This window comes from Microbacterium sp. LBN7, from assembly GCF_045690345.1.
GTDB lineage: Bacteria > Actinomycetota > Actinomycetes > Actinomycetales > Microbacteriaceae > Microbacterium.
Genome location: NZ_CP147856.1, coordinates 2,000,943 through 2,021,754 on the forward strand (window position 1 = coordinate 2,000,943; position 20,812 = coordinate 2,021,754).

Here is a 20,812-nt window from a genome sequence, read left to right on the forward strand (position 1 = left end):
TCCTCCCGAAGCGCGGATCTCCTCCCGAAGCGAGCGGCGGATTCGTGCCGATGGCGTCAGACGAGAGCAGCCGCGTCGCGCAGCTCCTGCTCGCGCAGGGCGCGCTCGACCTTCTCCACGTCGCGGACCGCACCGCGGTCGGCCGACGTCGCCATCGCGGCGTAGGCGCGCAGCGCGAGCGACACCGGTCGCGCGCGGTCGACGGGCCGGTACCCGGTGCCGTCGAGCAGCCGCGCGCGTCGCTCCTCCAGTTCTGCGTCGCTCACGCGCAGGGTCATGCCGCGGGAGGGGATGTCGATGTCGATGATGTCCCCGTCCTCGACGAGCGCGATCACTCCGCCGGCGGCCGCCTCGGGGGAGACGTGGCCGATCGACAGGCCCGAGGTGCCGCCCGAGAAGCGGCCGTCGGTGATCAGCGCGCACACCTTGCCCAGGCCGCGTCCCTTGAGGAACGACGTCGGGTGCAGCATCTCCTGCATGCCCGGCCCGCCCTTCGGTCCCTCGTAGCGGATCACGACCACGTCGCCCGGCTGCACCTTCTTGCCGAGGATCTTCGAGACGGCCTCCTCCTGCGACTCGCAGACGACCGCAGGGCCGGAGAACACGAGGATCGACGGGTCGACGCCGGCCGTCTTCACGACCGCACCGTCGATCGCGAGGTTTCCGCGGAGCACCGCGAGACCGCCGTCGACCGAGTAGGCGTGCTCGACGTCGCGGATGCATCCGGTCTCGGCATCCTCATCGAGCGCCGCCCACCGCTCGGACTGCGAGAAGGCGCTCGACGAGCGGACACCCCCGGGCGCTGCGTGCCAGAGGTCGTACGCGGCCTCCGTCGCCTTGCCGCCGCGGATGTCCCAGTCGTCGAGCCAGCCGGCGAACGACGTCGAGTGGATGGTCGACACGTTCTCGTCGAGCAGTCCTCCGCGGCGCAGCTCTCCGAGCACGGCGGGGATGCCGCCGGCGCGGTGCACGTCCTCCATGTAGTACATGCGGCCGTACGCCGGGTTCGGCGCGATCTTGGCGAGGCAGGGAACCCGACGCGAGACCGCGTCGATCTCGTCGAGACCGAAGGCGATGCCGGCCTCGTGCGCGGCGGCGAGCAGGTGCAGGATCGTGTTGGTCGATCCGCCCATCGCGATGTCGAGCGCCATGGCGTTCTCGAACGCGGCGAAGCTCGCGACCTCGCGGGGGAGGACCGACGTGTCGTCCTCGTCGTAGAAGCGGCGGGTGATCTCGACGGCGACCTCGCCGGCCCGCTCGTACAGGGCGCGACGGGCGGTGTGCGTGGCCAGCACCGAGCCGTTGCCCGGGAGGGCGAGACCCAGCGCCTCGACGAGGCAGTTCATCGAGTTCGCGGTGAACATGCCCGAGCACGAGCCGCAGGTCGGGCAGGCGTTCTCCTCGATGCGCTTCATGTCGGCATCCGACACGGTGTCGTTCGCCGCCTCGGAGATCGCGTCGACCAGGTCGAGCGTGCGCACCGAGCCGTCGACGAGCGTCGCGCGACCGGCCTCCATCGGACCGCCCGAGACGAACACCGTGGGGATGTTCAGGCGCAGTGCTGCCATCAGCATGCCGGGCGTGATCTTGTCGCAGTTCGAGATGCACACGAGGGCGTCGGCCTGATGCGCGTTGACCATGTACTCGACCGAGTCGGCGATCAGGTCGCGCGACGGCAGCGAGTAGAGCATCCCGCCGTGGCCCATCGCGATGCCGTCGTCGACCGCGATGGTGTTGAACTCGCGGGGGATGCCGCCCGCCGCCGAGATCGCGTCCGAGACGATGCGTCCCACCGGCTGCAGGTGCGTGTGGCCGGGGACGAACTCGGTGAAGCTGTTCGCGACGGCGATCATCGGCTTTCCGAAGTCGGCGGCGTTGACGCCGGCGGCACGGAAGAGGGCGCGGGCTCCGGCGGCGTTGCGGCCGTGCGTGACGGTACGGGAGCGAAGAGGGGTGGGCATGATCCCACTCTCGCCTCGAGGAGCGGATGCCGGAAGACGGCGCTGACACTAGTAGTGAGAGCACTAGGTTTGTTCCATGGCGACCGACGAGGAGCAGCGCAAGGAGCTCGGAGCCTTCCTCCGTGCCCGGCGCGAGCAGCTCGATCGGGGCGCGTACGGCCTTCCACCTGCCGGGCGCGGCCGCACGGTCGGCCTGCGCCGGGAGGAGATCTCGTACCTCTCCGGCGTCAGCGTCACCTGGTACACCTGGCTCGAGCAGGGGCGGGACATCAATCCGTCGCGTCAGGTGCTGGATGCCGTCGCCACCGCCCTGCACCTGAGCGTCGCCGAGCACGACTACGCGCTGCGTCTGGCCGGCTTCACCCCGACACGGCCCGGCTCGGGAGAGGCGGTCGAGACGGCGCCCGCGCACGTGCAGCGCTTCCTCGATGCGCTGGAGGAGCACCCCGCGTATGCGCTGGCACCCGACTGGGGTGTGGCCGGCTGGAACAGCGCCTACGAGGCTCTCTACCCGAACGTCGCCACGACCCCGCCGGAGAAGCGCAATCTCCTGTGGCTCATCTTCACCGATCCGGCGGTGCGCGAACTGCTCGACGACTGGGACGACACCAGCCGCCGTTTCCTCGCCGAGTTCCGCGCCGAGGCGGGTCCCCGGCTGGGCGACCCGCGCTACCGCGACCTGGTCGGGCGCCTCATGGAGGCGAGCCCCGAGTTCCGGGAGCGGTGGGAGAGCCACGACGTGCGCGGTTTCGAGTCGCGGGAGCGGGTGTTCCAGCATCCGACCCTCGGCCGCCTCGTCTTCGAGCACCACCAGCTGCGGCCATCGGATCAGACCGAGATCCAGCTCGTCGTCTACACGCCGTCGGATGCCGCGGCCCGGGCGAGATTCTTCCGCCGCCGCGAGTGACGACGCATCCTCCCGCACACCACGGAGCCGCACCCTCCGCTCCGCTCACGAAGAGCGAGGCGACGGATACGGCTCCGCGGCGGGGGTCGCCGGCAGGGGTTATGCGCGGCGACGACGGACCAGCAGGAGCCCACCCGCGGCGATGAGCGCGAGGGCGATGCTCGCGATGCCGGTCCACAGCACCGCATCCGCTCCGGTCACGGCGAGGCCGTCGCCGTCACCGCCGGACTGTCCAGGACCTGTGCCGGGGCCTGGGGTGCCCGGGCCTGGGGTGCCCGGGACGGACGCGGCGGTGACCGTGAGGGTCGCCTCCGCGCTGAGGTCGCCCTGCGCGAGGGTGACGGGGTAGGCGCCGGGCGCGACGCCCGGCACGCGGAGGATGTAGGAGACCTCTCCGTCGGCGTTCGCGGCGACGGTGCCGAACGGGCTCCCGTCGAACGTCACGGCGACGTCCTGATCCGGCGTGAACCCGCTGCCGGTGAGCAGGACACCCGTCGCAGCGAGCGCGTCCGTCGCGATGCTCGAGACGCCCAGCACCAGCTCCGGGTCGCTGGGGATCGGATCCTCGGTGACCGTCAGCGTCGCCTCGCCGAGGATGTCGCCCGGTGCCAGAGCGGCCGTGACGCCTCCGCGCGGTGCGAGACCGGGGCCCTGCACGAGCTGCACGGTGTGCACACCCGCGGCGACGTCGGCGACGGTGAACGCTGCCGTTCCCGCCCCGGCGGACGAGGCCGTGAACGCCGCGACCTGCGTGCCGTCGAACAGCACCCGCACCGGGACGTCGGCCGGGAGCCCCTCGGCCGACAGCGAGATGCCGTCGGTCTCGAGCGCGCCGGTCGCGATCTCGGACGGGGTGAGCGTGACCTCCGCGGGATCGACCGGGTCCGCGGTGACCACCACCGTGTCGGATGCCTCCCACGCTCCGCTCCGCAGCAGGACCGTGGAGGTTCCGGCGGCGATGCCTGCCCGGGCGACGGTGGTCGTCACGGACCCGGATGCCGAGCTGGTCACCGTGGTGACGACGGCGCCGTCGAACAGGATCTCGACGGGTGCGTTCTCCGGGAATCCGGTTCCGGCGACCTGCACGCCGATGGCGGCGAGCGCGGACTGCGTGATCGATTCGGGCGTCACCACGACCTGCGGGTCGTAGACGACGGGATCGGCCTCCACGGTCAGCTCCGTCGACGCCGACCACGGCCCGCTGGTCAGGGAGATGGTGTGCGCACCGGGCGCGACGGCAGATCGTGTCAGTGGGGAGGTGAGGGAGCCGTCGGCACCGCTCGTGACGGTCGTCACGACCGCGCCGTCGAAGGCGATCTCGACGGGAGCGGATGCCGGGAAGCCGGAGCCTTCGACGACCACGCCGGCTCCCGCGAGCCGCGACACCGTGACGGTGGACGGATCGACGGACGCGGTCGGGTCGTACGTCGGGTCCGCGATGATGGTGAGAGTCGTCTCCGCGGTACGTGTACCGCTCGTGAACCGGGCCGAGTGGGTGCCCACCGTGGCGTTCTGCCAGTACAGGATCACCTCGACGCCCCCATCCGCACCGGCGGTGCGTGTCGCCGCCTGCTGCCCGTCGATGAAGAGCGCGACGGTGCTGTCGGGCACGAACCCGCTGCCCGTGAAGCGGACGACGCCGTTCGGATCGGTGATCTGCGACAGCGTCGCCGGGTTCGGCGAGACGGCGATCTGCGGGGCCACCCCGTCGATCGCGGCGTCATAGGTGAACTGCGTCCCGGTGCAGATCAGGCCGGCCCCGACGAGGTCCGCGGCGTTCGACCCCGAGTTCGTGACCGAGCCGTCCGCGTGGAAGGTGCCGCCGAGCCAATACTCGGCCTGCGTGTCGGCGTCGATCTGGTACGTCCAGTTCGCCTGGAAGGAGCCATCTGCGGCGATCGTCGTGTCGGGGATCTCGTTGAACGGGACCGGGAACGGGAACGGCGGATTCACACCGCAGAAGGCTGTCGACGAGGTGGTGACGTCGGTGACCTTCCCATCCGTGACGGTGAGGGAGATGTCGTAGCCATGGCTGTTCTCACCCACGTACACGCCGTCGGCGGTGGCTGCCTGGGCGGGGGCCGCGACGGCGACGGCGCTGAAGCCGACGGCGAGCGCGATACCGGTCACCGCCCCGAGGAGTCGCGTGAGGCGTGGACGTAGCTGCGATGTCATCAAGTGATTCCTGTACCTGGGTGTGCGGACGCATTCAGGCACAGGCTATGAAGAGCACGCAGAGGGGCACATCCGTAGAAACACCGGGTTCCTCGATTGAATCGAGAAAACGCCCCGATCACGCACGGGTGCGGCTACTCTCGTCCTGTCTGGGGTGAGGGGGATGCATGTTCATCGGGCGAGACGCCGAGCTCGCGCTGCTGCGCGCCCACCTGGATGCCGGATCGACCGCGGTCCCGCCGGTCGTGGTGGTCGAGGGCTCCATCGGCATCGGCAAGACCGCCCTGATCAACGAGTTCCTGCGAGCGGGTCTCCGCGCTCGCGTCCTCTTCGCGCGGCCGGACGAGGTGGCGACGAACATCCCGCTCGCCGGCATCCGTCCGATCGTCGAGGAGCTCCTCGACGACGATCTCCCCGTGCTGCTCGAGGAGAGCGCGCCGCGCGTGCTGCGACGCCGCATCCGAGAAGCCGTGGTGACCGAGCCCAGCATCGTCGTCGTCGATGATGCGCACTGGCTCGACGAGGAAGCCCTCGACGTCGTCGAGAGCCTGATCGCCGCGCCTGGCATGTCGGCACTCGCCGTGCTGCTGTGCTTCCGCAGCGGCACCGTCCCCGATTCGCTGCTCCACGCGGTCGAGCGCGGGGGCGCCGCCCTGCAGCGGATCCGGCTCCGACCCCTCGACTCCGCGGATGCCGCGACGCTTCTCGACGGGCACGGTGTCGCCGACGATGCGCTGATCGACCTCGCCGGAGGGAACCCCCTGTTCCTCCGCCTCCTGGCCGAGTCCCAGGTCGCCGGAGTGGACCTCGTGGATGCCGACGCCACGACGCCTCTGGAGATCGGCGACGCGCTGCGCGGTGAGCTGAGCGCGCTCGACCCGTCTTCGCTCGCGCTTCTGCACGCCCTGGCTCTCACGCCCGCGATCGCTCCCGCCACCGTGCGCGAAGTCGCGGGAGCGGATGCCTCGTCCCTCGCCGTCGCCACCGAGCACCTCGCGCGTCGGGGTCTCATCGATGCGGACGAGCTGCGGATCGTGCACCCGTTCATCCGTGCCGCCGCGTACCGGCATATGCGGCCTGCTCGCCGTCGCCGCGCCCATCGCATCGCGGCGCAGCACTCCGCCGACATCCTCGAGCGGGCGTCGCACCTGCAGCACGTCGGATCGCACCTCACCTCCGAGGAGATCGAGACGATCATCCGCGCGGCCGAGATCGTCTCGGCGACCTCTCCGCAGAGCAGCATCGCCCTGCTCACGCGTACCCGCAGGATCCCGCACCGTGAGAGGGATCTCCTGCTCGCCCGCACCCTCCTGCTCGACGGCCGTCCGGTCGACGCGGAGGAACTGCTGCGCGACGTGCATGCGGTCGGAGCACCGCGTGGGGAGGGGCTCGCACTGCTGCTGCAGTCGCTCCGCATCCAGAGCCGGCCCGACGAGGCTTTCGAGCTGGTCCGCGAAGCGGGTGCCGCGCGCCTCGAACCCGACGTGATCGTGGAGCTCGCGACCCTCGCGGTCATGCACGACGGCGACGCCGAGCTCGATTCGCGCAGCTGGCTGGAGGATGACGACGCCCGCCCCGGCCACGCGATGGCCCTGGCCGGCCTGCGCGCGCTCTCGCATCTGCGGGTCGGTGACCTGGAGCGCGGGCGTGCCGCCTATCTCGTCGCGAAGGCGGGGTTCGAGTCGCTCACCGCGTCGGAGCTGCTGCCGGTGATCGACGTCGTCACCGCGATGGGGTGGTGCGCGCACTTCCTCGCCGACTTCGACGACGGCACGCGCCTGGTGGAACGCGCCATCCGCCTCGCCGAGTCGCGCGGACGGTTCCATGTGCTGCCGCACCTCTACCTGATCCTCTCTTTCCTCTGCATCCCCCTCGATCGGTGCGAGGAGGCCGAAGAGCTCAGCGCGCTCGCGATCACCGCGGCGGAGAAGTACAACTGGCCCGACGCGATCCCGCTGGCGCTCACGGCGAGCATCGTCGCCGCCCCCGGCAGGGTCGACGCGGACGAGTTCACCGCGCGGTACCGACGCCTCGTCGACGCGGGTCTCCCGCAGATCGGATGGTGGCGGCGCATCGTCCGCCTCTTCGTCGCTCGCGCATCGATCGCGCTCGGGCTGCCCGCCGACCTCGCCGATCTCTCGATCGACCGCAACGACATCTTCGCCTCGCAGAAGCACATCGGCCTCGGTGAGATGGCTTTGGCTGCGGGTGATCTGCCGCAGGCTCTGGCGCATGCGGAAGCCGCGATCGCCTGGGGCGAGCAGGCGGAGCACACGTCCCAGGCCGGGCACGGCACGATGTTCCGCGCCAGGGTGGAGCTCGCCGAAGGACGCGTCGACGACGCGCTCGACGACGCGCGTCGTGCGATCGGACTCTTCGAGCAGTCGGGTTCGGTGCTCTACCGTCGGTTCGCGGAGGCGACCGTGGCGCAGTTGGAGTCGGTCGCCGCCGAGGCAGGACCGCTCGACGTGCTCACCCGCCGCGAGCTCGATGTGGCGGAGCTCGTGGCCGAGGGGCACAGCAACCGCGCGATCGCCGAGCGCCTCTACCTCAGCCCGCGCACCGTCGAGAGCCACGTCGCGCGGATCCTGCAGAAGACGGGTCTCCGCTCCCGGGCCGGCATCGCCCGACACCTGGACACCGCGCTGCGGCAGCCCCGCCGGTCGTAGCGACGAGGATCCCGCCATCCGTCAAGCCTCTGTGCGTGCCTGGTGTCGGGGCGCAGACTGCTCGACATGACGGAGCACACTCCCGACGGGCATCACATCGTCGTCGACGGTCGTCGCTGGCGTGCGACCGATCCGTCCATCCCCGACACCTTCCGTCAAGAGCTGGTGGACGAGCTGATGGCGGCCCGCCGCGCGGTGAAGGCCGACGAGCCGGACGCACGACGGCGGGTGCACGACGCGAAGACAGCCCTCGGCGAGCGCGGGGAACCCTGGTGGGAGGAGCAGACGGATGCCGCGTTCGCGGCGCGCGCCGCAGCCACCGTGCGCGCCCTCGTTCGCAAGCGCAGCGCATCGTCGATCTGTCCGAGCGACGTGGCGCGCGCGATCGGCGGCGCGTCCTGGCGCACACGCATGGACGATGTGCGACGCGTAGCCGCCGAGCTGGCGGACTGCGACGAGATCGTCGTGACGCAGAAGGGCGAACCGGTGCGGATGGAGGAGGCGCGGGGGCCGGTGCGGATCATCCGCGGCCCTGCGCTCTGAGGCGAGTTGTTAACAGAGTTGTTAACACCTGTGGATGAAGAAGAGTGTGGAGCCTAGGAGATTCGAACTCCTGACATCCTGCTTGCAAAGCAGGCGCTCTACCAACTGAGCTAAGGCCCCGTGAGGGTGTTTCTTGAATTGAAAGGGTGGGGCTACCAGGACTTGAACCTGGGACCTCTTCATTATCAGTGAAGCGCTCTAACCGCCTGAGCTATAGCCCCGTCAACCTCCAAGACTTTACCGGAGAAAGACGGAAAATCCGAATCGAGCGCGGGGCCGCCCTGGAGAGGCCCCGCGCTCGAGCTCGGTCAGTTCCCGGGTCGGATGGTCACGCTCCCGGCCGACAGGGTGACATCGATCATCCGGCGGTCGCTGCCGGACTGGTCGATCTTCACGTCGAGCGAGCCGGCACTGACGTCCTGCGTGATGGCGTACCCGACATCGGGCACCGTCAGATCCAGCGAGCCGGCGCTCACGTCGATGGTCGTCTGCGAGGGCGGGGTGCCGGTGAGCTCCACATCGAGCGATCCCGCCGAGACGCCGAGAACGGCCCGCTGCACACCGTCGAGCGTGACGTCCGCTCGACCGGCGCTCATGTCGACGTCGATGCCCGTGGCCTCGCCCTCGAGATCGATCGAGCCCGCGTTCACGTCGATCCCCAGGTCTCCGAATGCGCCCTTGACGTCGAGGCTGCCGGAGTTCACCGTGAAGTCGCCGTCCAGCTGCTCGCCCCGCAGCTCCTCCGGAAGCGTCACCACGGCGATCTCCTCGTCGCCGAACCAGGTGCCGAACCACCATCCCCACCGGGACTCCGGACTGCGCACGACGAGCTCATCACCCTCGCGCTCGAAGGTCCACGCCGGCCCGCGTCCGTTCGTGATCGACAGCTCGGCCTCGTCGACGTCGCCGAACTCGATCCGAGTGCTGCTCGCGTTGACGTCGAGGTCGACGGAGTCGATCCCCTCCACGTCGACGGTCTGCACCGAATCCGGTCGACTCGCGTTGCTCAGGTCGCCCGTCGCGGCGAACGCCGCCGTGCCGCCTGCACCGAGGAGGGCGAATCCGCCGACGACGGCCGTGACGGTCAGGATCGCCGTGCTTCCGGGCGACCGACCCGACTCGGGTGTCACCGACGGCATCTCGATCGGCGCCGCGGCCTGGGGCGCGGAGGCCTGCGGGGGAGTGAGCGGGGTGTGCCCGCCCGTGAGGTCGTTCTGTTCGTTCGTCATCGTGCCGCTCCTGTCGGGCCGGTCGGCGGGGTCGGCCCGCCGGTGTTCTCGATGTGGGCGAGGGCGGCGAGCACGCGACGGTTTCCCGATTCGCCCTGCTCGAAGCCCAGCTTCTGGAAGATGGAGGTGATGTGCTTCTCGACGCTCGCCTCCGAGAGGAAGAGCAGCCCGGCGATCGCCTGGTTCGACTTGCCCTCCGCGATCAGCGCGAGCACGGTGCGCTCGCGCTCGGTGAGGCGCAGCATCCGATCGTCGCGGTTCCGCCGCGTGAGCAGCTGGGCCACGACCTCGGGGTCGAGCACCGTCGCCCCCTCGGAGATCCGCTGCACCGACGCGAGGAACTCCGCGACATCGGCGACCCGATCCTTGAGCAGGTAGCCGAGCGGCCCGCCCTGCGCCGCGATCAGATCGGATGCGTACCGCTCCTCGACGTACTGCGACAGCACGAGGATCGCGAGCGACGGATGCGTGGACCGCAGCCCGAGCGCCGCGCGGATGCCCTCGTCGGTGAACGTCGGGGGAAGCCGCACATCGAGGATGCAGAGCTCCGGGTCGGTCGACTCCACCGCGTCGGCCAGGCCGACGGTGTCGGGGAGTGCGGCGACCACCTCGTGGCCGGCGTCTTCGAGGAGACGGACCAGCCCCTCGCGCAGCAGGACGGAGTCCTCGCAGATCAGGATGCGCATGGCACGTTCACCTCCAGCGACGTCGGTCCGCCGAGCGGGCTGTCGAGACGGAAGGTCCCGCCGGCCGCGAGGATGCGGTTCGCGATGCCGTCGAGTCCGCCGCCGGGCTGCACCTGCGCGCCGCCCATGCCGTTGTCCTCGACGCGGGCCCAGAGGGTGTTCCCCTCGCGCAGTCGCACGATGACCCGCGACTCGCTGGCACGAGAGTGCTTGGCCGCGTTGGTGAGCGACTCGGCGATCGCGAAGTACACGGCCGCCTCCGCCTCGCGGCTGCATCGCCCGTCCATGCGGACGTCGAGGTGCACGGGGATGTGCGACCGGCCGGCGAGGGCGGAGAGCGCCGCGTCGAGACCGCGGTCGTCGAGCACGGAGGCATGGATGCCGCGAGCCAGTTGACGCAGCTCGGTGATGGCCGCCTTCGTGGAGGTGTGCGCCTCCGCGATGAGCTCCTTCGCGGCATCGGGATCGTTGTCGATCTTCTGCTGCGCGAGGCCGAGCGTCATGCCGACCGACACCAGCCGAGGCTGGACGCCGTCGTGCAGATCGCGTTCGATGCGGGTGCGCTCGACATCCGCCGCTCGCACAGCGCCTTCACGCTGTGCGGTCGTGGTGCGGACGCGCTCGGTGAGCTCGGCCTCACGGCTGCGGATCACGATCGCGAGCGACAGCGTGCGGTGCAGGAGTGCGAGGCAGAAGATGCCGAAGGCGGATGCCGCGATGCCGAGGATCCCGACCAGCGGCGCCCACTCGACGCCGATGCCGGTGCCGCCGAACGGGCCCATGACGGACTCCGCGTCGGTGAGCGGGGCGAACGAGATGAAGATCGACCAGATGAGGGCCCAGAAGAGCCGGAGCACGATGAAGCCGAGGATCGCGGTGATCGCGAAGTTCGCGACAGCCCGCCACATCCGTCCGTCGATGGCCTGACGTCCGAGGGACCGCAGCCAGCCGCCGAAGCCGGGGCGCTCGCGAGGGCGCAGGCGGAGCGGCGCGATCGGGATGCCGTAGAGCGCCCCGACGCGGGCGACCTCGAACCACCCGACACCGAACAGGGCGTAGACCAGACCGACGAGCAGGACGATGCCGACGCCGAAGGCGAAGAGAAGACCCAGACCGGTTCCGAGGAGCCCGCCGAGCATGGTGAAGATGATGCCGCCGAGGACGCCGACCCCTGCGAGATGCAGGACGGTGAGGAAGATGCGCAGCGGCGGTTTCGCGGCCGCGGCCTGCGGCGGAGGCGCAGTGTGTGTCGTCATGGTTCCAAGGTACGGGCGGGGTCATCGCTGCGACACCGAGGCATCCGGACTCCTGTCTTCGGGTTTTCCGTAGCCGCCGGTCGGGCTGTCCGCCGGGAGATGCATCTGCTTCACTGAGGCCATGACCGTTCATCAGGGGGAACCGCACGCGGCGAAGATGGGACAGCGCCTGAACTGGCTCCGCGCCGGCGTGCTCGGAGCGAACGACGGCATCGTCTCGGTCGCAGCACTGGTCGTCGGTGTGGCCGGCGCGACGACCGACAACGCGGCTCTGCTGACGGCGGGGCTCGCCGGACTCGTCGGCGGCGCGGTGTCCATGGCTCTGGGCGAGTACGTCTCGGTGAGCAGCCAGCGCGACAGCGAACGCGCACTCATCGCGAAGGAGCGCGAGGAGCTCCGCACGATGCCGCGCGAGGAGCTGGCCGAACTCACGGCGCTCTACCGTGATCGCGGGCTCTCCGAAGCGACCGCGCAGAAGGTCGCCGAGGAGCTCACTGCCCACGATGCGCTGTCGGCGCATCTCGAGGTCGAGCTCGGGATCGATCAGGACGACCTCGTGAACCCCTGGCATGCGGCGCTGTCGTCGGCTGTCGCCTTCACGCTCGGCGCCCTGCTGCCGCTGCTCGCCATCCTGCTGCCGCCTCCCGAGTGGCGCATCCCGGTGACGTTCGCCGCCGTGCTCCTCGCCCTCGCGGCGACGGGCGCGGTCGGAGCCGTGATCGGCGGTTCCGCACCGGTGCGGGCATCCGTCCGCCTGGTCGTCGGCGGCGCGCTCGCCCTGCTCGCGACCTGGCTGATCGGTACGCTGCTCGGCACGACCGGCATCGTCTAGGAACACGAAAGGGGCGGATGCCGTGGCATCCGCCCCTTTCGACTCTGGGTCCCTGAGCCTGTCGAAGGGCCCAGGGTTCCGAAGGTCAGTTCGACATGAAGCCGACGAGCAGTCCGCCCGTCACCTTCACGGCGAGGTTGTAGATTCCTGCGATCACGGCGCCGAGCACGGTGAACACGATCAGGTTGAGGATCGCGACGACGGCGGCGAACGCCATCACCTGCGGGAGGCCCACGATCTCGGAGAGCGGAACGGCTCCATCGGTGAAGCTGCGCACGAACTCATCGGCCGTGGCCATGATGCCCGTCGCCTGCAGCACCAGGAAGATCAGGAAGAACGACACCATCGTGACGACCGCGAGGGCGACCGCTCCGAGGAACGAGAGCTTCACGGCCGACCAGAAGTCGACGTAGACCAGACGCAGCCTGACCTGCTTGCCGCCGGTCTTGCGTGTGGACTTCTTCGCCAGCTTGTCGGCTACTGTGCTCATTCGTCCGTGCTTTCCTCAGGTGTCGGTGTCGTCTCGGGGGCCGCGGTCTCGGAGTCCGCCTCCGCCTCGTCATCTGCGAGGCCTCGCTCGCCGTTTCGGGCGATGGCGAGGATGCGGTCGGCTTCCGTCGTCCGTGCGAACACCACTCCCATGGTGTCTCGGCCCTTGGCGGGCACCTCGGCCACGGCAGAGCGTACCACCTTGCCGCTGGACAGAACCACCAAGACCTCGTCGTCCTCCGAGACGATCAGACCACCCGCGAGGGTGCCCCGATCGTCGTTCAACTTGGCGACCTTGATGCCCGTTCCGCCGCGTCCCTGCACGCGATACTCCTCGACGGCGGTGCGCTTGGCGTAGCCGCCGTCGGTCACGACGAACACGAATTTTCCGGGTGCGGCGAACGATGCCGAGAGCAGGCTGTCGTCATCGAGCTTGAACTTCATGCCCCGCACACCTGCGGTCGCACGCCCCATCGGACGCAGCGCCTCGTCGGTCGCCTCGAACCGCACCGACATGCCGCGGCGGCTGATCAGGAGGATGTCGTCCGAGGCGTCGACCAGCAGAGCGCTGACCAGCTCATCCTCCTCGTTCAGGCGGATGGCGATCACACCGCCCTGGCGGTTGGTGTCGTAGGCGTCGAGACGCGTCTTCTTGACGAGGCCCTCTCGGGTCGCGAGCACCAGGTACTCGGCGACCGCGTAGTCGCGGATGTCGAGGACCTGAGCGATGCTCTCGTCGGGCTGGAGCGCGAGGAGGTTCGCGACGTGCGTGCCCTTCGCGTCGCGGCCGGCCTCGGGAACCTCGTAGGTCTTCGCGCGATAGACGCGGCCCTTGTCGGTGAAGAAGAGCAGCCAGTGGTGCGTCGTCGTCACGAAGAAGTGCTCGACGATGTCGTCGGCCCGGAGCTGCGCGCCCTTGATGCCCTTGCCGCCGCGGTGCTGCGAGCGGTAGTTGTCGCTGCGCGTGCGCTTGATGTAGCCCTCGCGCGTGACGGTGACGACCATCTCCTCTTCGGCGATGAGGTCTTCCATCGAGACGTCGCCGTCGAAACCGTGCAGGATGTGCGTGCGGCGCTCGTCGCCGAAGCGGTCGACGATACCCGTGAGCTCTTCGCGGATGATGGTGCGCTGCCGGCCCTCGTCGGCGAGGATCGCCTTGTAGTCGGTGATCAGCGCCTCGAGCTCTTCCGCCTGCTCGATGATCTTCTGACGCTCGAGCGCCGCAAGGCGACGGAGCTGCATCTGCAGGATCGCGTCGGCCTGGATGTCGTCGATGTCGAGGAGCTTCTGGAGTCCCTCGTTCGCCTCCTGCGTCGTCTGCGACCGGCGGATGAGCGCGATGACCTCGTCGAGCGCGTCGAGGGCCTTCAGGTACGCGCGCAGGATGTGCATGCGCTTCTCGGCCTCGATGAGGCGGTACTGCGTGCGGCGGACGATCACCTCGATCTGGTGCGTGATCCAGTACGAGACGAAGCCGTCGATCGCGAGCGTGCGCGGGACGCCGTCGACGATCGCCAGCATGTTGGCGCCGAAGTTCTCCTGCAGCTGCGTGTGCTTGTAGAGGTTGTTCAGCACGACCTTCGCGACCGCGTCGCGCTTGAGCACGACGACGAGACGCTGACCGGTGCGGTCGGACGACTCGTCGCGGATGTCGGCGATGCCGGTGATCTTGCCGTCACGAGCGAGGTCGCCGATCTTCACCGCGACGTTGTCGGGGTTGACCTGGTACGGCAGCTCGGTGATCACGAGGCACGTGCGACCCTGGATCTCCTCGACGTTGACGACCGCGCGCATCGTGATCGAGCCGCGTCCGGTGCGGTACGCCTCGTGGATGCCCTTCGTGCCGAGGATCTGCGCGCCGGTCGGGAAGTCCGGACCGGGGATGCGCTGGATCAGGCCGTCGAGCAGCTCTTCGCGGCTGATACCTGCGTTGTCGAGCGCCCAGAGCGCGGCATCCGCCACCTCGCGCAGGTTGTGCGGGGGGATGTTGGTCGCCATGCCGACCGCGATGCCGACGGAGCCGTTGACGAGCAGGTTGGGGAACCGGGCAGGGAGGACCGTCGGCTCCTGCGTCTGACCGTCGTAGTTGTCCTGGAAGTCGACCGTGTCTTCCTCGATGTCGCGCACCATCTCGAGCGCGAGCGGAGCCATCTTGGTCTCGGTGTATCGGGGGGCGGCCGCACCCATGTTGCCGGGGGAGCCGAAGTTTCCCTGACCGAGCGCGAGCGGGTAGCGCAGCGCCCACGGCTGCACCAGACGCACGAGCGCGTCGTAGATCGCCGTGTCACCGTGCGGGTGGTACTGCCCCATGACCTCGCCGACCACGCGGGCGCACTTCGAGAAGGACTTGTCGGGACGGAACCCGCCGTCGTACATGCCGTAGATCACGCGGCGGTGCACGGGCTTCAGGCCGTCGCGCACATCCGGGAGGGCACGGCCGACGATGACGGCCATCGCGTAGTCGAGATAGCTGCGCTGCATCTCGGACTGCAGGTCGACCTGGTCGATCTTGCCGTGATCGTGCGCCGGCTCGGGGCGTTCTTCGTCAGTCATGTCTTTTCGATTCCGGTCGTTCAGTTCTGGGTCGCTGAGCTTGTCGAAGCGTCTGGGTGCCCTTCGACAAGCTCAGGGACCCAGGGTTTCGCTAGATGTCGAGGAAGCGGACGTCCTTGGCGTTGCGCTGGATGAAGCTGCGCCGGGATTCGACGTCCTCACCCATCAGCACGCTGAAGATCTCGTCGGCGGCCGCGGCATCCTCGATGGTCACCTGGCGGAGCGTCCGCGTGGTGTGATCCATCGTGGTCTCCCACAGCTCCTTGGCGTTCATCTCGCCGAGACCCTTGTAGCGCTGGATGCCGGCGTCCTTCGGGATGCGCTTGCCGTTGTCGAGGCCGTGCTTGAGCAGGGCGTCGCGCTCGGCGTCGCTGAACACGTACTCGTGCGCCGAGTTCGACCACTTCAGGCGGTACAGCGGAGGCATCGCGAGGTAGACGAAGCCCGCCTCGATGAGTCCACGCATGTAGCGGAACAGCAGCGTGAGCAGCAGCGTCGTGATGTGCTGGCCGTCGACGTCGGCATCCGCCATCAGGACGATCTTGTGATACCGGGCCTTCTCGATGTCGAAGTCCTCGCCGATGCCGGTGCCGAAGGCCTGGATCATCGCCTGGACCTCGCGGTTGCCGAGCGCCTTGTCGAGACGCGCACGCTCCACGTTGAGGATCTTGCCACGCAGCGCCAGGATCGCCTGCGTGTGCGGGTCGCGACCCTGCACCGCCGAACCGCCGGCCGAGTCGCCCTCCACGAGGAAGATCTCGCTGATCGACGGGTCCTTGCTCGTGCAGTCCTTGAGCTTGTCGGGCATCGCCGCCGACTCGAACACGCTCTTGCGGCGGGCGGTCTCGCGCGCCTTGCGGGCAGCGAGTCGCGCGGTCGCGGCGTCGATGGCCTTGCGGATCACGTTCTTGGCCTGGCTCGGGTTGCGGTCGAGCCAATCGCCGAGCTGATCGCCGACGACCTTCTGCACGAACGCCTTCGCCTCGGTGTTGCCGAGCTTGGTCTTCGTCTGGCCCTCGAACTGCGGCTCACCGAGCTTGATGGAGATGACCGCGGTCAGCCCCTCGCGCACGTCGTCGCCGGAGAGGTTGTCGTCCTTCTCCTTGAGCAGGTTGTTCGCACGGGCGTACTTGTTGACCAGGGTGGTCAGCGCCGCACGGAAACCCTCTTCGTGCGTGCCGCCCTCGTGCGTGTTGATCGTGTTCGCATAGGTGAAGACGTTCTCGGTGTAGGAGGTCGTCCACTGCATCGCGACCTCGAGAGAGATCTTGCGCTCCGCGTCTTCCGACTCGAAGGCGATGATCTCGTCGTTCACGACCTCGGCGTGACGCACCTTGTTCAGGTACTCGACGTAGTCGACCAGACCGCGCTCGTAGAGGAAGACGTCGCCGCGCTGCTGCTCGACGCTCGTGCCGTCCTCTTCGATGACCTCGGTGTGTCCGGCGCGCTCGTCGTGCAGTTCGATGCGCAGCCCCTTGTTCAGGAACGCCATCTGCTGGAAGCGCGTGCGCAGGGTCTCGTAGTCGAACTCGACGCCCTCGGTGAAGATGGCGGGGTCGGGCCAGAACGTGATGTCGGTTCCGGTCTCATCGGTCTCGGCGCCGCGCTCCAGGGCCTGCTGCGGGTGACCGCCGTCGGCGAAGCTGTGGTGCCAGGTGTATCCCTGGCGCTTGATGTCGATCTCGAACCGCGTCGAGAGCGCGTTGACGACCGACGAGCCGACACCGTGCAGACCGCCGGAGACCGCGTATCCGCCGCCCCCGAACTTTCCGCCGGCATGCAGGATCGTCAGGACGACCTCGACCGTCGACTTGTTCGGGTCGGAGGAGTGCGGGTCGACCGGGATGCCGCGGCCGTTGTCGACCACGCGCACTCCGCCGTCCTCCAGAAGGGAGACGATGATCGCGTCGCAGTAGCCGGCGAGGGCCTCATCGACGGAGTTGTCGACGATCTCGTAGACGAGGTGGTGCAGACCGCGCGGACCCGTGGAGCCGATATACATGCCGGGGCGCTTGCGGACGGCCTCGAGTCCTTCGAGGATCTGGATCTCGTCGGCCCCGTATTCGCCGGGCTGCTTCGAGGTGGGTGAGATCGGCGAGTGTCCGTTCACGGAGCCGTTCTCGGGGGTCCCTCCGTTGGTCGATTCCGTCTCGTCTGCGGGGGATTCAGGCGTCATCAGAGGGCATTCTCCACATCGATATCACGAACTCCCATTCTAGCGGGATTTCGTCACGATATGCGGCTCAGAGGCCGCGTGTGGCCCTCTGAGCGTTTCAGACCCCTCGCATGGTGCCCTACCCGTAGGTATCGCGTGGGCCCCGTCCTGGAACGGCTCTGGGACCCCATTTCCAGGAGGGAACGTCCGGTCCGATGAAGCGGAGGTTCTCCACACCGGCATCCGGATAGCGCCGACCGATCTCGGTGAGGATGGTCGCGCGCATGAACTGGAGGTTCTTCGCCCAGGCCGTCGAATCGCACTTCACGGTCAGCAGTCCGCGCTCCAGGGAGACCGGTTCGGAGTGCTTCGCCGTGTCGGCACCGGCGAGATCGGCCCACTGGCGCACCAGGTCCTCGCGTGCCAGGGTCGTCTGCCACCCGGAGTCGCGACTCAGCCGATCGAGCACGGCACCCAGGGATCCGGGATCCCGGCCGGGGGTGAAAGGCGCGTTCTCGTCGTCGACGATCCGGCGCTTGCGCTTCCACGAGGTGGAACTCGGCTTGAGTCCTCGCAGACGCAGATAGGTGGCCACCGTCTCGGGAACCTCGGCGGCCGCAGGGGTGGACGCGGCGTCAGTCATCTTCGCCCGTCTCCTCTGCGCTGCGTCCCTCGGTCTGTCGAGGGGTTCGTTCATCGCTGATCGTGCCGGCGCTGATCCGCACCACATGGGCGTGCAGCACCGCGGGGATATCCTCCTCCACCGCCGCCGTGACCACCACCTGCTCGTACGCCGCGGTCAGTGACGCGAGCCGCTGACGACGGTCGGCATCGAGCTCGGCGAACACGTCGTCCAGGATGAGCACCGGGTCACCGGCGGGGGATTCGCTCCGCAGCAGTTCCGCCGACGCGAGGCGCAGCGCCAGAGCCACCGACCACGACTCGCCGTGCGAGGCGTATCCCTTCACCGGCAGATCCCGCACCCGCAGCACGAGGTCGTCGCGATGCGGACCGGTGAGCGTGAGGCCCCGGTCGAGCTCACTCGAGCGCTTGGCGGCGAGAGAGGCGCGGAACATCTCGGCGATCAGACGCGTCTCGCCGACCTTGTCATACGGCGCCGGCCCATCGGCATCCGTCGGCTCGGCGACGTCTTCCTCGGGGTCGCCGCCGCTCACCGACAGGGCCCACTCGAGTTGAGGACGATGGTCTTCGCCGGCGATCGCCGCGTAGGCATCGGCCACCGGCTGCTGAAGATCGGCGGCGAGACGCTGACGAGCGGTGATGATCTCCGAGCCCAGCGCGACGAGCTTGTCATCCCACACATCGAGGGTGCTGAGACCCTCCCCGCGGATGCCGCGCGCACGCGCCGACTTCAGCAGGGCGTTCCGCTGCTTCAGCACCCGGTCGTAATCGCCCAGCACCGCCGCCATCCGCGGTGTGCGCTGGATGAGGAGCTGATCGGCGAAACGTCGACGTGCGGACGGGTCGCCGCGCACGATCTGCAGATCCTCCGGAGCGAACAGGACGACGTGCGCATACCGCGGCAGCTCGTTCGCCTTCGACGGGGAGCCGTTGATGCGCGCCTTGTTGGATCCCTGACGATTCAGCTGCACCTCGACGAGGACCTTGCGCTCTCCGTGCGACAGCCGCGCGCGGATGATCGCGTACTCCTGGCCGTCGCGCACCATCGGCGCATCCGACGACACCCGGTGCGAACCCAGGGTCGCGAGGAAGACGACGGCCTCGGCCAGATTCGTCTTGCCCTGGCCGTTGCGGCCGACGAGAACGTTCGGGCCGCTGTGAAGAGCGAGTTCAGCGGTCGCGTAGTTGCGGAAATCGACCAAGCTCAGGTGTTCCACAATCACGAGGGTCAGCCTACCTTCGGGGTCCGACAGTCTTGGGGTGAGCAGGGTGGCGTCGAGGCGGACTCACTCCGGGAGCATCCCCACGTCCTCAGGTTTCGCGTATCGCGAGGTTTCGCGTGGGAGATGCGAGGGATACGGGGGTGGCAGCGCCTCGCTTCGCTCTCCGACTGCGTGCGATATCCGCGGTTGCCTGGTCGTTGAGCGAGCGGAGCGAGACGAAACGTGCCGCCTTGCTGGGGCCCTGAGCTTGTCGAAGGGCGCCGGGACGGCGACGGGTAGGTCAGCGAAGGAGGAGGTTGGGCTGCAGCAGGTACTTGAACGAGTCGAGACCGGCCTGATCGACCGAGGTCTGGCTCGTGATGAGGACCGGACTCAGCTTGTTGGCGTTGTCGCTCGACGTGAAGGTCACGCGGACGAACTCGCTCTTCACAGCGCCGAGCGCCTCGATCAGGTACTGCGGGTTCAGACCGAGGGTGACCTCGTCGCCACCCGAGAGGATCGCGTCGACCGACTCGGACGCACGCGCGTGCTCGCTGCCCGAGGCATCCATCGTGACGCTGTCGCTCGTGAACGTGAACCGCAGCGGAGCGGCACGGTCGAGAACCAGCGACACACGACGCACGGCCTCGACGAGATCTGCCGTGTTGACGACCGCGTAGTGATCGGTCTGCTCGGGGAAGAGACGACGGACCGGCGGGAAGTTGCCCTTGATCAGCAGCGAGGTGACGGTCTTGTTCCCCGCGGTGAAGGCGATGATCTCACGCTCACCGGCACCCGAGAAGGCGATCTGGATCGTGCCGGCGTGGCCGAAGGTCTTCCCGACCTCGACGAGGGTGCGCGCGGGGACGAGCGCGGTGGCCTCGACCTCTTCGCCGTCCCACGGCACGTCGCGGATCGAGACCCGGTAACGGTCGGTCGCGACGAGGCTGAGGCTCTGGCCGGAGACGGCGAGCTGCACACCGGTCAGCACGGGGGTGACGTCGTCGCGCGACGCGGCGAAGCCGACCTGCGCGATCGCCGTGCCGAAGTCGTCGGCGGGAACCACACCGGAGGATCCCGAGACCTCGGGGATCGACGGATATTCCTCGACGGGCATGGCGGCGAGGGTGAATCGGGCGGAGCCGCAGGTGACGGTGATCCCACCGTCTTCTTCGACCGCGATCTCGATCGGAGCGTTCGGCAGACGGCTGGCGATGTCGGAGAGCAGGCGGCCGTGGACGAGGATCGTGCCCGGTGTCTCGACCGTGGCCTCGATGGTGGTGCGAGCGGATGCCTCGTAGTCGAAAGCCGAGAGGGTGAGGCCTGAGCCGTCTGCCTCGATCAGCACACCGGCGAGGATCGGCTGCGGGTTCCGCTGCGGGAGGAGCTTGACGACGAACGACACTGCCTCGCTGAAGACATCGCGGTTGACCTGAAACCTCACGGGTGCTCCCTTGTCGTCGATCTGTGACATGTCGTCGTCAGTCCTGCCGGTGCAGGGCTTCCCATGCTA

Annotated in this window: 15 protein-coding genes and 2 tRNA genes; 4 read left to right on the top strand and 13 right to left on the bottom strand. The window is 68.8% G+C overall.

Annotated elements, in window-relative coordinates; all coding sequences use genetic code 11:
* Positions 1–56: 56 nt before the first annotated feature.
* A complete protein-coding gene (ilvD, locus tag LBN7_RS09575) occupies positions 57–1,961 on the bottom strand; it encodes a dihydroxy-acid dehydratase (protein WP_407361664.1) in 1,905 nt (634 codons plus the stop codon).
* 76 nt (positions 1,962–2,037) lie between these two features.
* Between ilvD and LBN7_RS09580 the strand changes: the two genes are divergently transcribed.
* Entirely contained in the window at positions 2,038–2,868 is an 831-nt protein-coding gene (locus tag LBN7_RS09580) for a helix-turn-helix transcriptional regulator (protein WP_407361665.1), read from the top strand.
* A gap of 99 nt (positions 2,869–2,967) precedes the next feature.
* On the opposite strand, the gene LBN7_RS09585 is transcribed toward LBN7_RS09580, so the two are convergent.
* Positions 2,968–5,043 (bottom strand): hypothetical protein, encoded by a 2,076-nt coding sequence (locus tag LBN7_RS09585; RefSeq protein ID WP_407361666.1) that lies wholly within the window; start codon positions 5,041–5,043, stop codon positions 2,968–2,970.
* 167 nt (positions 5,044–5,210) lie between these two features.
* Between LBN7_RS09585 and LBN7_RS09590 the strand changes: the two genes are divergently transcribed.
* Both LBN7_RS09590 and LBN7_RS09595 read left to right on the top strand, forming a co-directional pair.
* Positions 5,211–7,712 carry an AAA family ATPase gene (locus LBN7_RS09590; protein ID WP_407361667.1) on the top strand — a complete coding sequence of 834 codons (2,502 nt, stop codon included), beginning with the start codon at positions 5,211–5,213 and terminating at the stop codon, positions 7,710–7,712.
* 66 nt (positions 7,713–7,778) lie between these two features.
* Entirely contained in the window at positions 7,779–8,255 is a 477-nt protein-coding gene (locus tag LBN7_RS09595) for a DUF3253 domain-containing protein (RefSeq protein WP_407361668.1), read from the top strand.
* 47 nt (positions 8,256–8,302) lie between these two features.
* On the opposite strand, the gene LBN7_RS09600 is transcribed toward LBN7_RS09595, so the two are convergent.
* From LBN7_RS09600 to LBN7_RS09620, 5 genes are all read right to left on the bottom strand, one after another.
* Positions 8,303–8,375 (bottom strand) — tRNA-Ala (locus LBN7_RS09600).
* 27 nt (positions 8,376–8,402) lie between these two features.
* Positions 8,403–8,476, bottom strand: a tRNA-Ile gene (locus LBN7_RS09605).
* 87 nt (positions 8,477–8,563) lie between these two features.
* Positions 8,564–9,484: a DUF4097 family beta strand repeat-containing protein gene (locus LBN7_RS09610; protein WP_407361669.1), complete on the bottom strand. Its 921-nt coding sequence runs from the start codon at positions 9,482–9,484 to the stop codon at positions 8,564–8,566.
* The gene (locus LBN7_RS09615) at positions 9,481–10,170 is read right to left on the bottom strand and encodes a response regulator transcription factor (RefSeq protein WP_341946964.1); all 690 of its coding nucleotides are present in this window, start codon (positions 10,168–10,170) and stop codon (positions 9,481–9,483) included. Before LBN7_RS09615 ends, LBN7_RS09610 begins: the two co-directional genes overlap by 4 nt.
* Entirely contained in the window at positions 10,158–11,426 is a 1,269-nt protein-coding gene (locus LBN7_RS09620) for a histidine kinase (RefSeq protein WP_116633335.1), read from the bottom strand. The genes LBN7_RS09615 and LBN7_RS09620 overlap by 13 nt, the downstream gene beginning before the upstream one ends.
* A 121-nt stretch (positions 11,427–11,547) precedes the next feature.
* Between LBN7_RS09620 and LBN7_RS09625 the strand changes: the two genes are divergently transcribed.
* Positions 11,548–12,258, top strand: a complete 711-nt coding sequence (locus tag LBN7_RS09625; RefSeq protein WP_341946965.1) for a VIT family protein — start codon at positions 11,548–11,550, stop codon at positions 12,256–12,258.
* Between the two features lie 85 nt (positions 12,259–12,343).
* On the opposite strand, the gene LBN7_RS09630 is transcribed toward LBN7_RS09625, so the two are convergent.
* The 6 genes from LBN7_RS09630 to dnaN form a co-directional block, all read right to left on the bottom strand.
* Positions 12,344–12,748 (bottom strand): DUF3566 domain-containing protein, encoded by a 405-nt coding sequence (locus LBN7_RS09630; protein WP_116633337.1) that lies wholly within the window; start codon positions 12,746–12,748, stop codon positions 12,344–12,346.
* Positions 12,745–15,300 (bottom strand): DNA gyrase subunit A, encoded by a 2,556-nt coding sequence (gyrA, locus tag LBN7_RS09635; RefSeq protein ID WP_116633338.1) that lies wholly within the window; start codon positions 15,298–15,300, stop codon positions 12,745–12,747. The genes LBN7_RS09630 and gyrA overlap by 4 nt, the downstream gene beginning before the upstream one ends.
* 91 nt (positions 15,301–15,391) lie before the next feature.
* Complete coding sequence (gyrB, locus tag LBN7_RS09640) at positions 15,392–17,476, bottom strand: DNA topoisomerase (ATP-hydrolyzing) subunit B (protein WP_243408736.1); 2,085 nt, start codon at positions 17,474–17,476, stop codon at positions 15,392–15,394.
* A gap of 118 nt (positions 17,477–17,594) precedes the next feature.
* Positions 17,595–18,098: a DciA family protein gene (locus LBN7_RS09645; protein ID WP_341946966.1), complete on the bottom strand. Its 504-nt coding sequence runs from the start codon at positions 18,096–18,098 to the stop codon at positions 17,595–17,597.
* Positions 18,091–19,320, bottom strand: a complete 1,230-nt coding sequence (gene recF / locus LBN7_RS09650) for a DNA replication/repair protein RecF (RefSeq protein ID WP_407361670.1) — start codon at positions 19,318–19,320, stop codon at positions 18,091–18,093. The genes LBN7_RS09645 and recF overlap by 8 nt, the downstream gene beginning before the upstream one ends.
* A gap of 280 nt (positions 19,321–19,600) precedes the next feature.
* The gene (gene dnaN, locus LBN7_RS09655; RefSeq protein WP_407361713.1) at positions 19,601–20,743 is read right to left on the bottom strand and encodes a DNA polymerase III subunit beta; all 1,143 of its coding nucleotides are present in this window, start codon (positions 20,741–20,743) and stop codon (positions 19,601–19,603) included.
* Between the last annotated feature and the right edge of the window lie 69 nt (positions 20,744–20,812).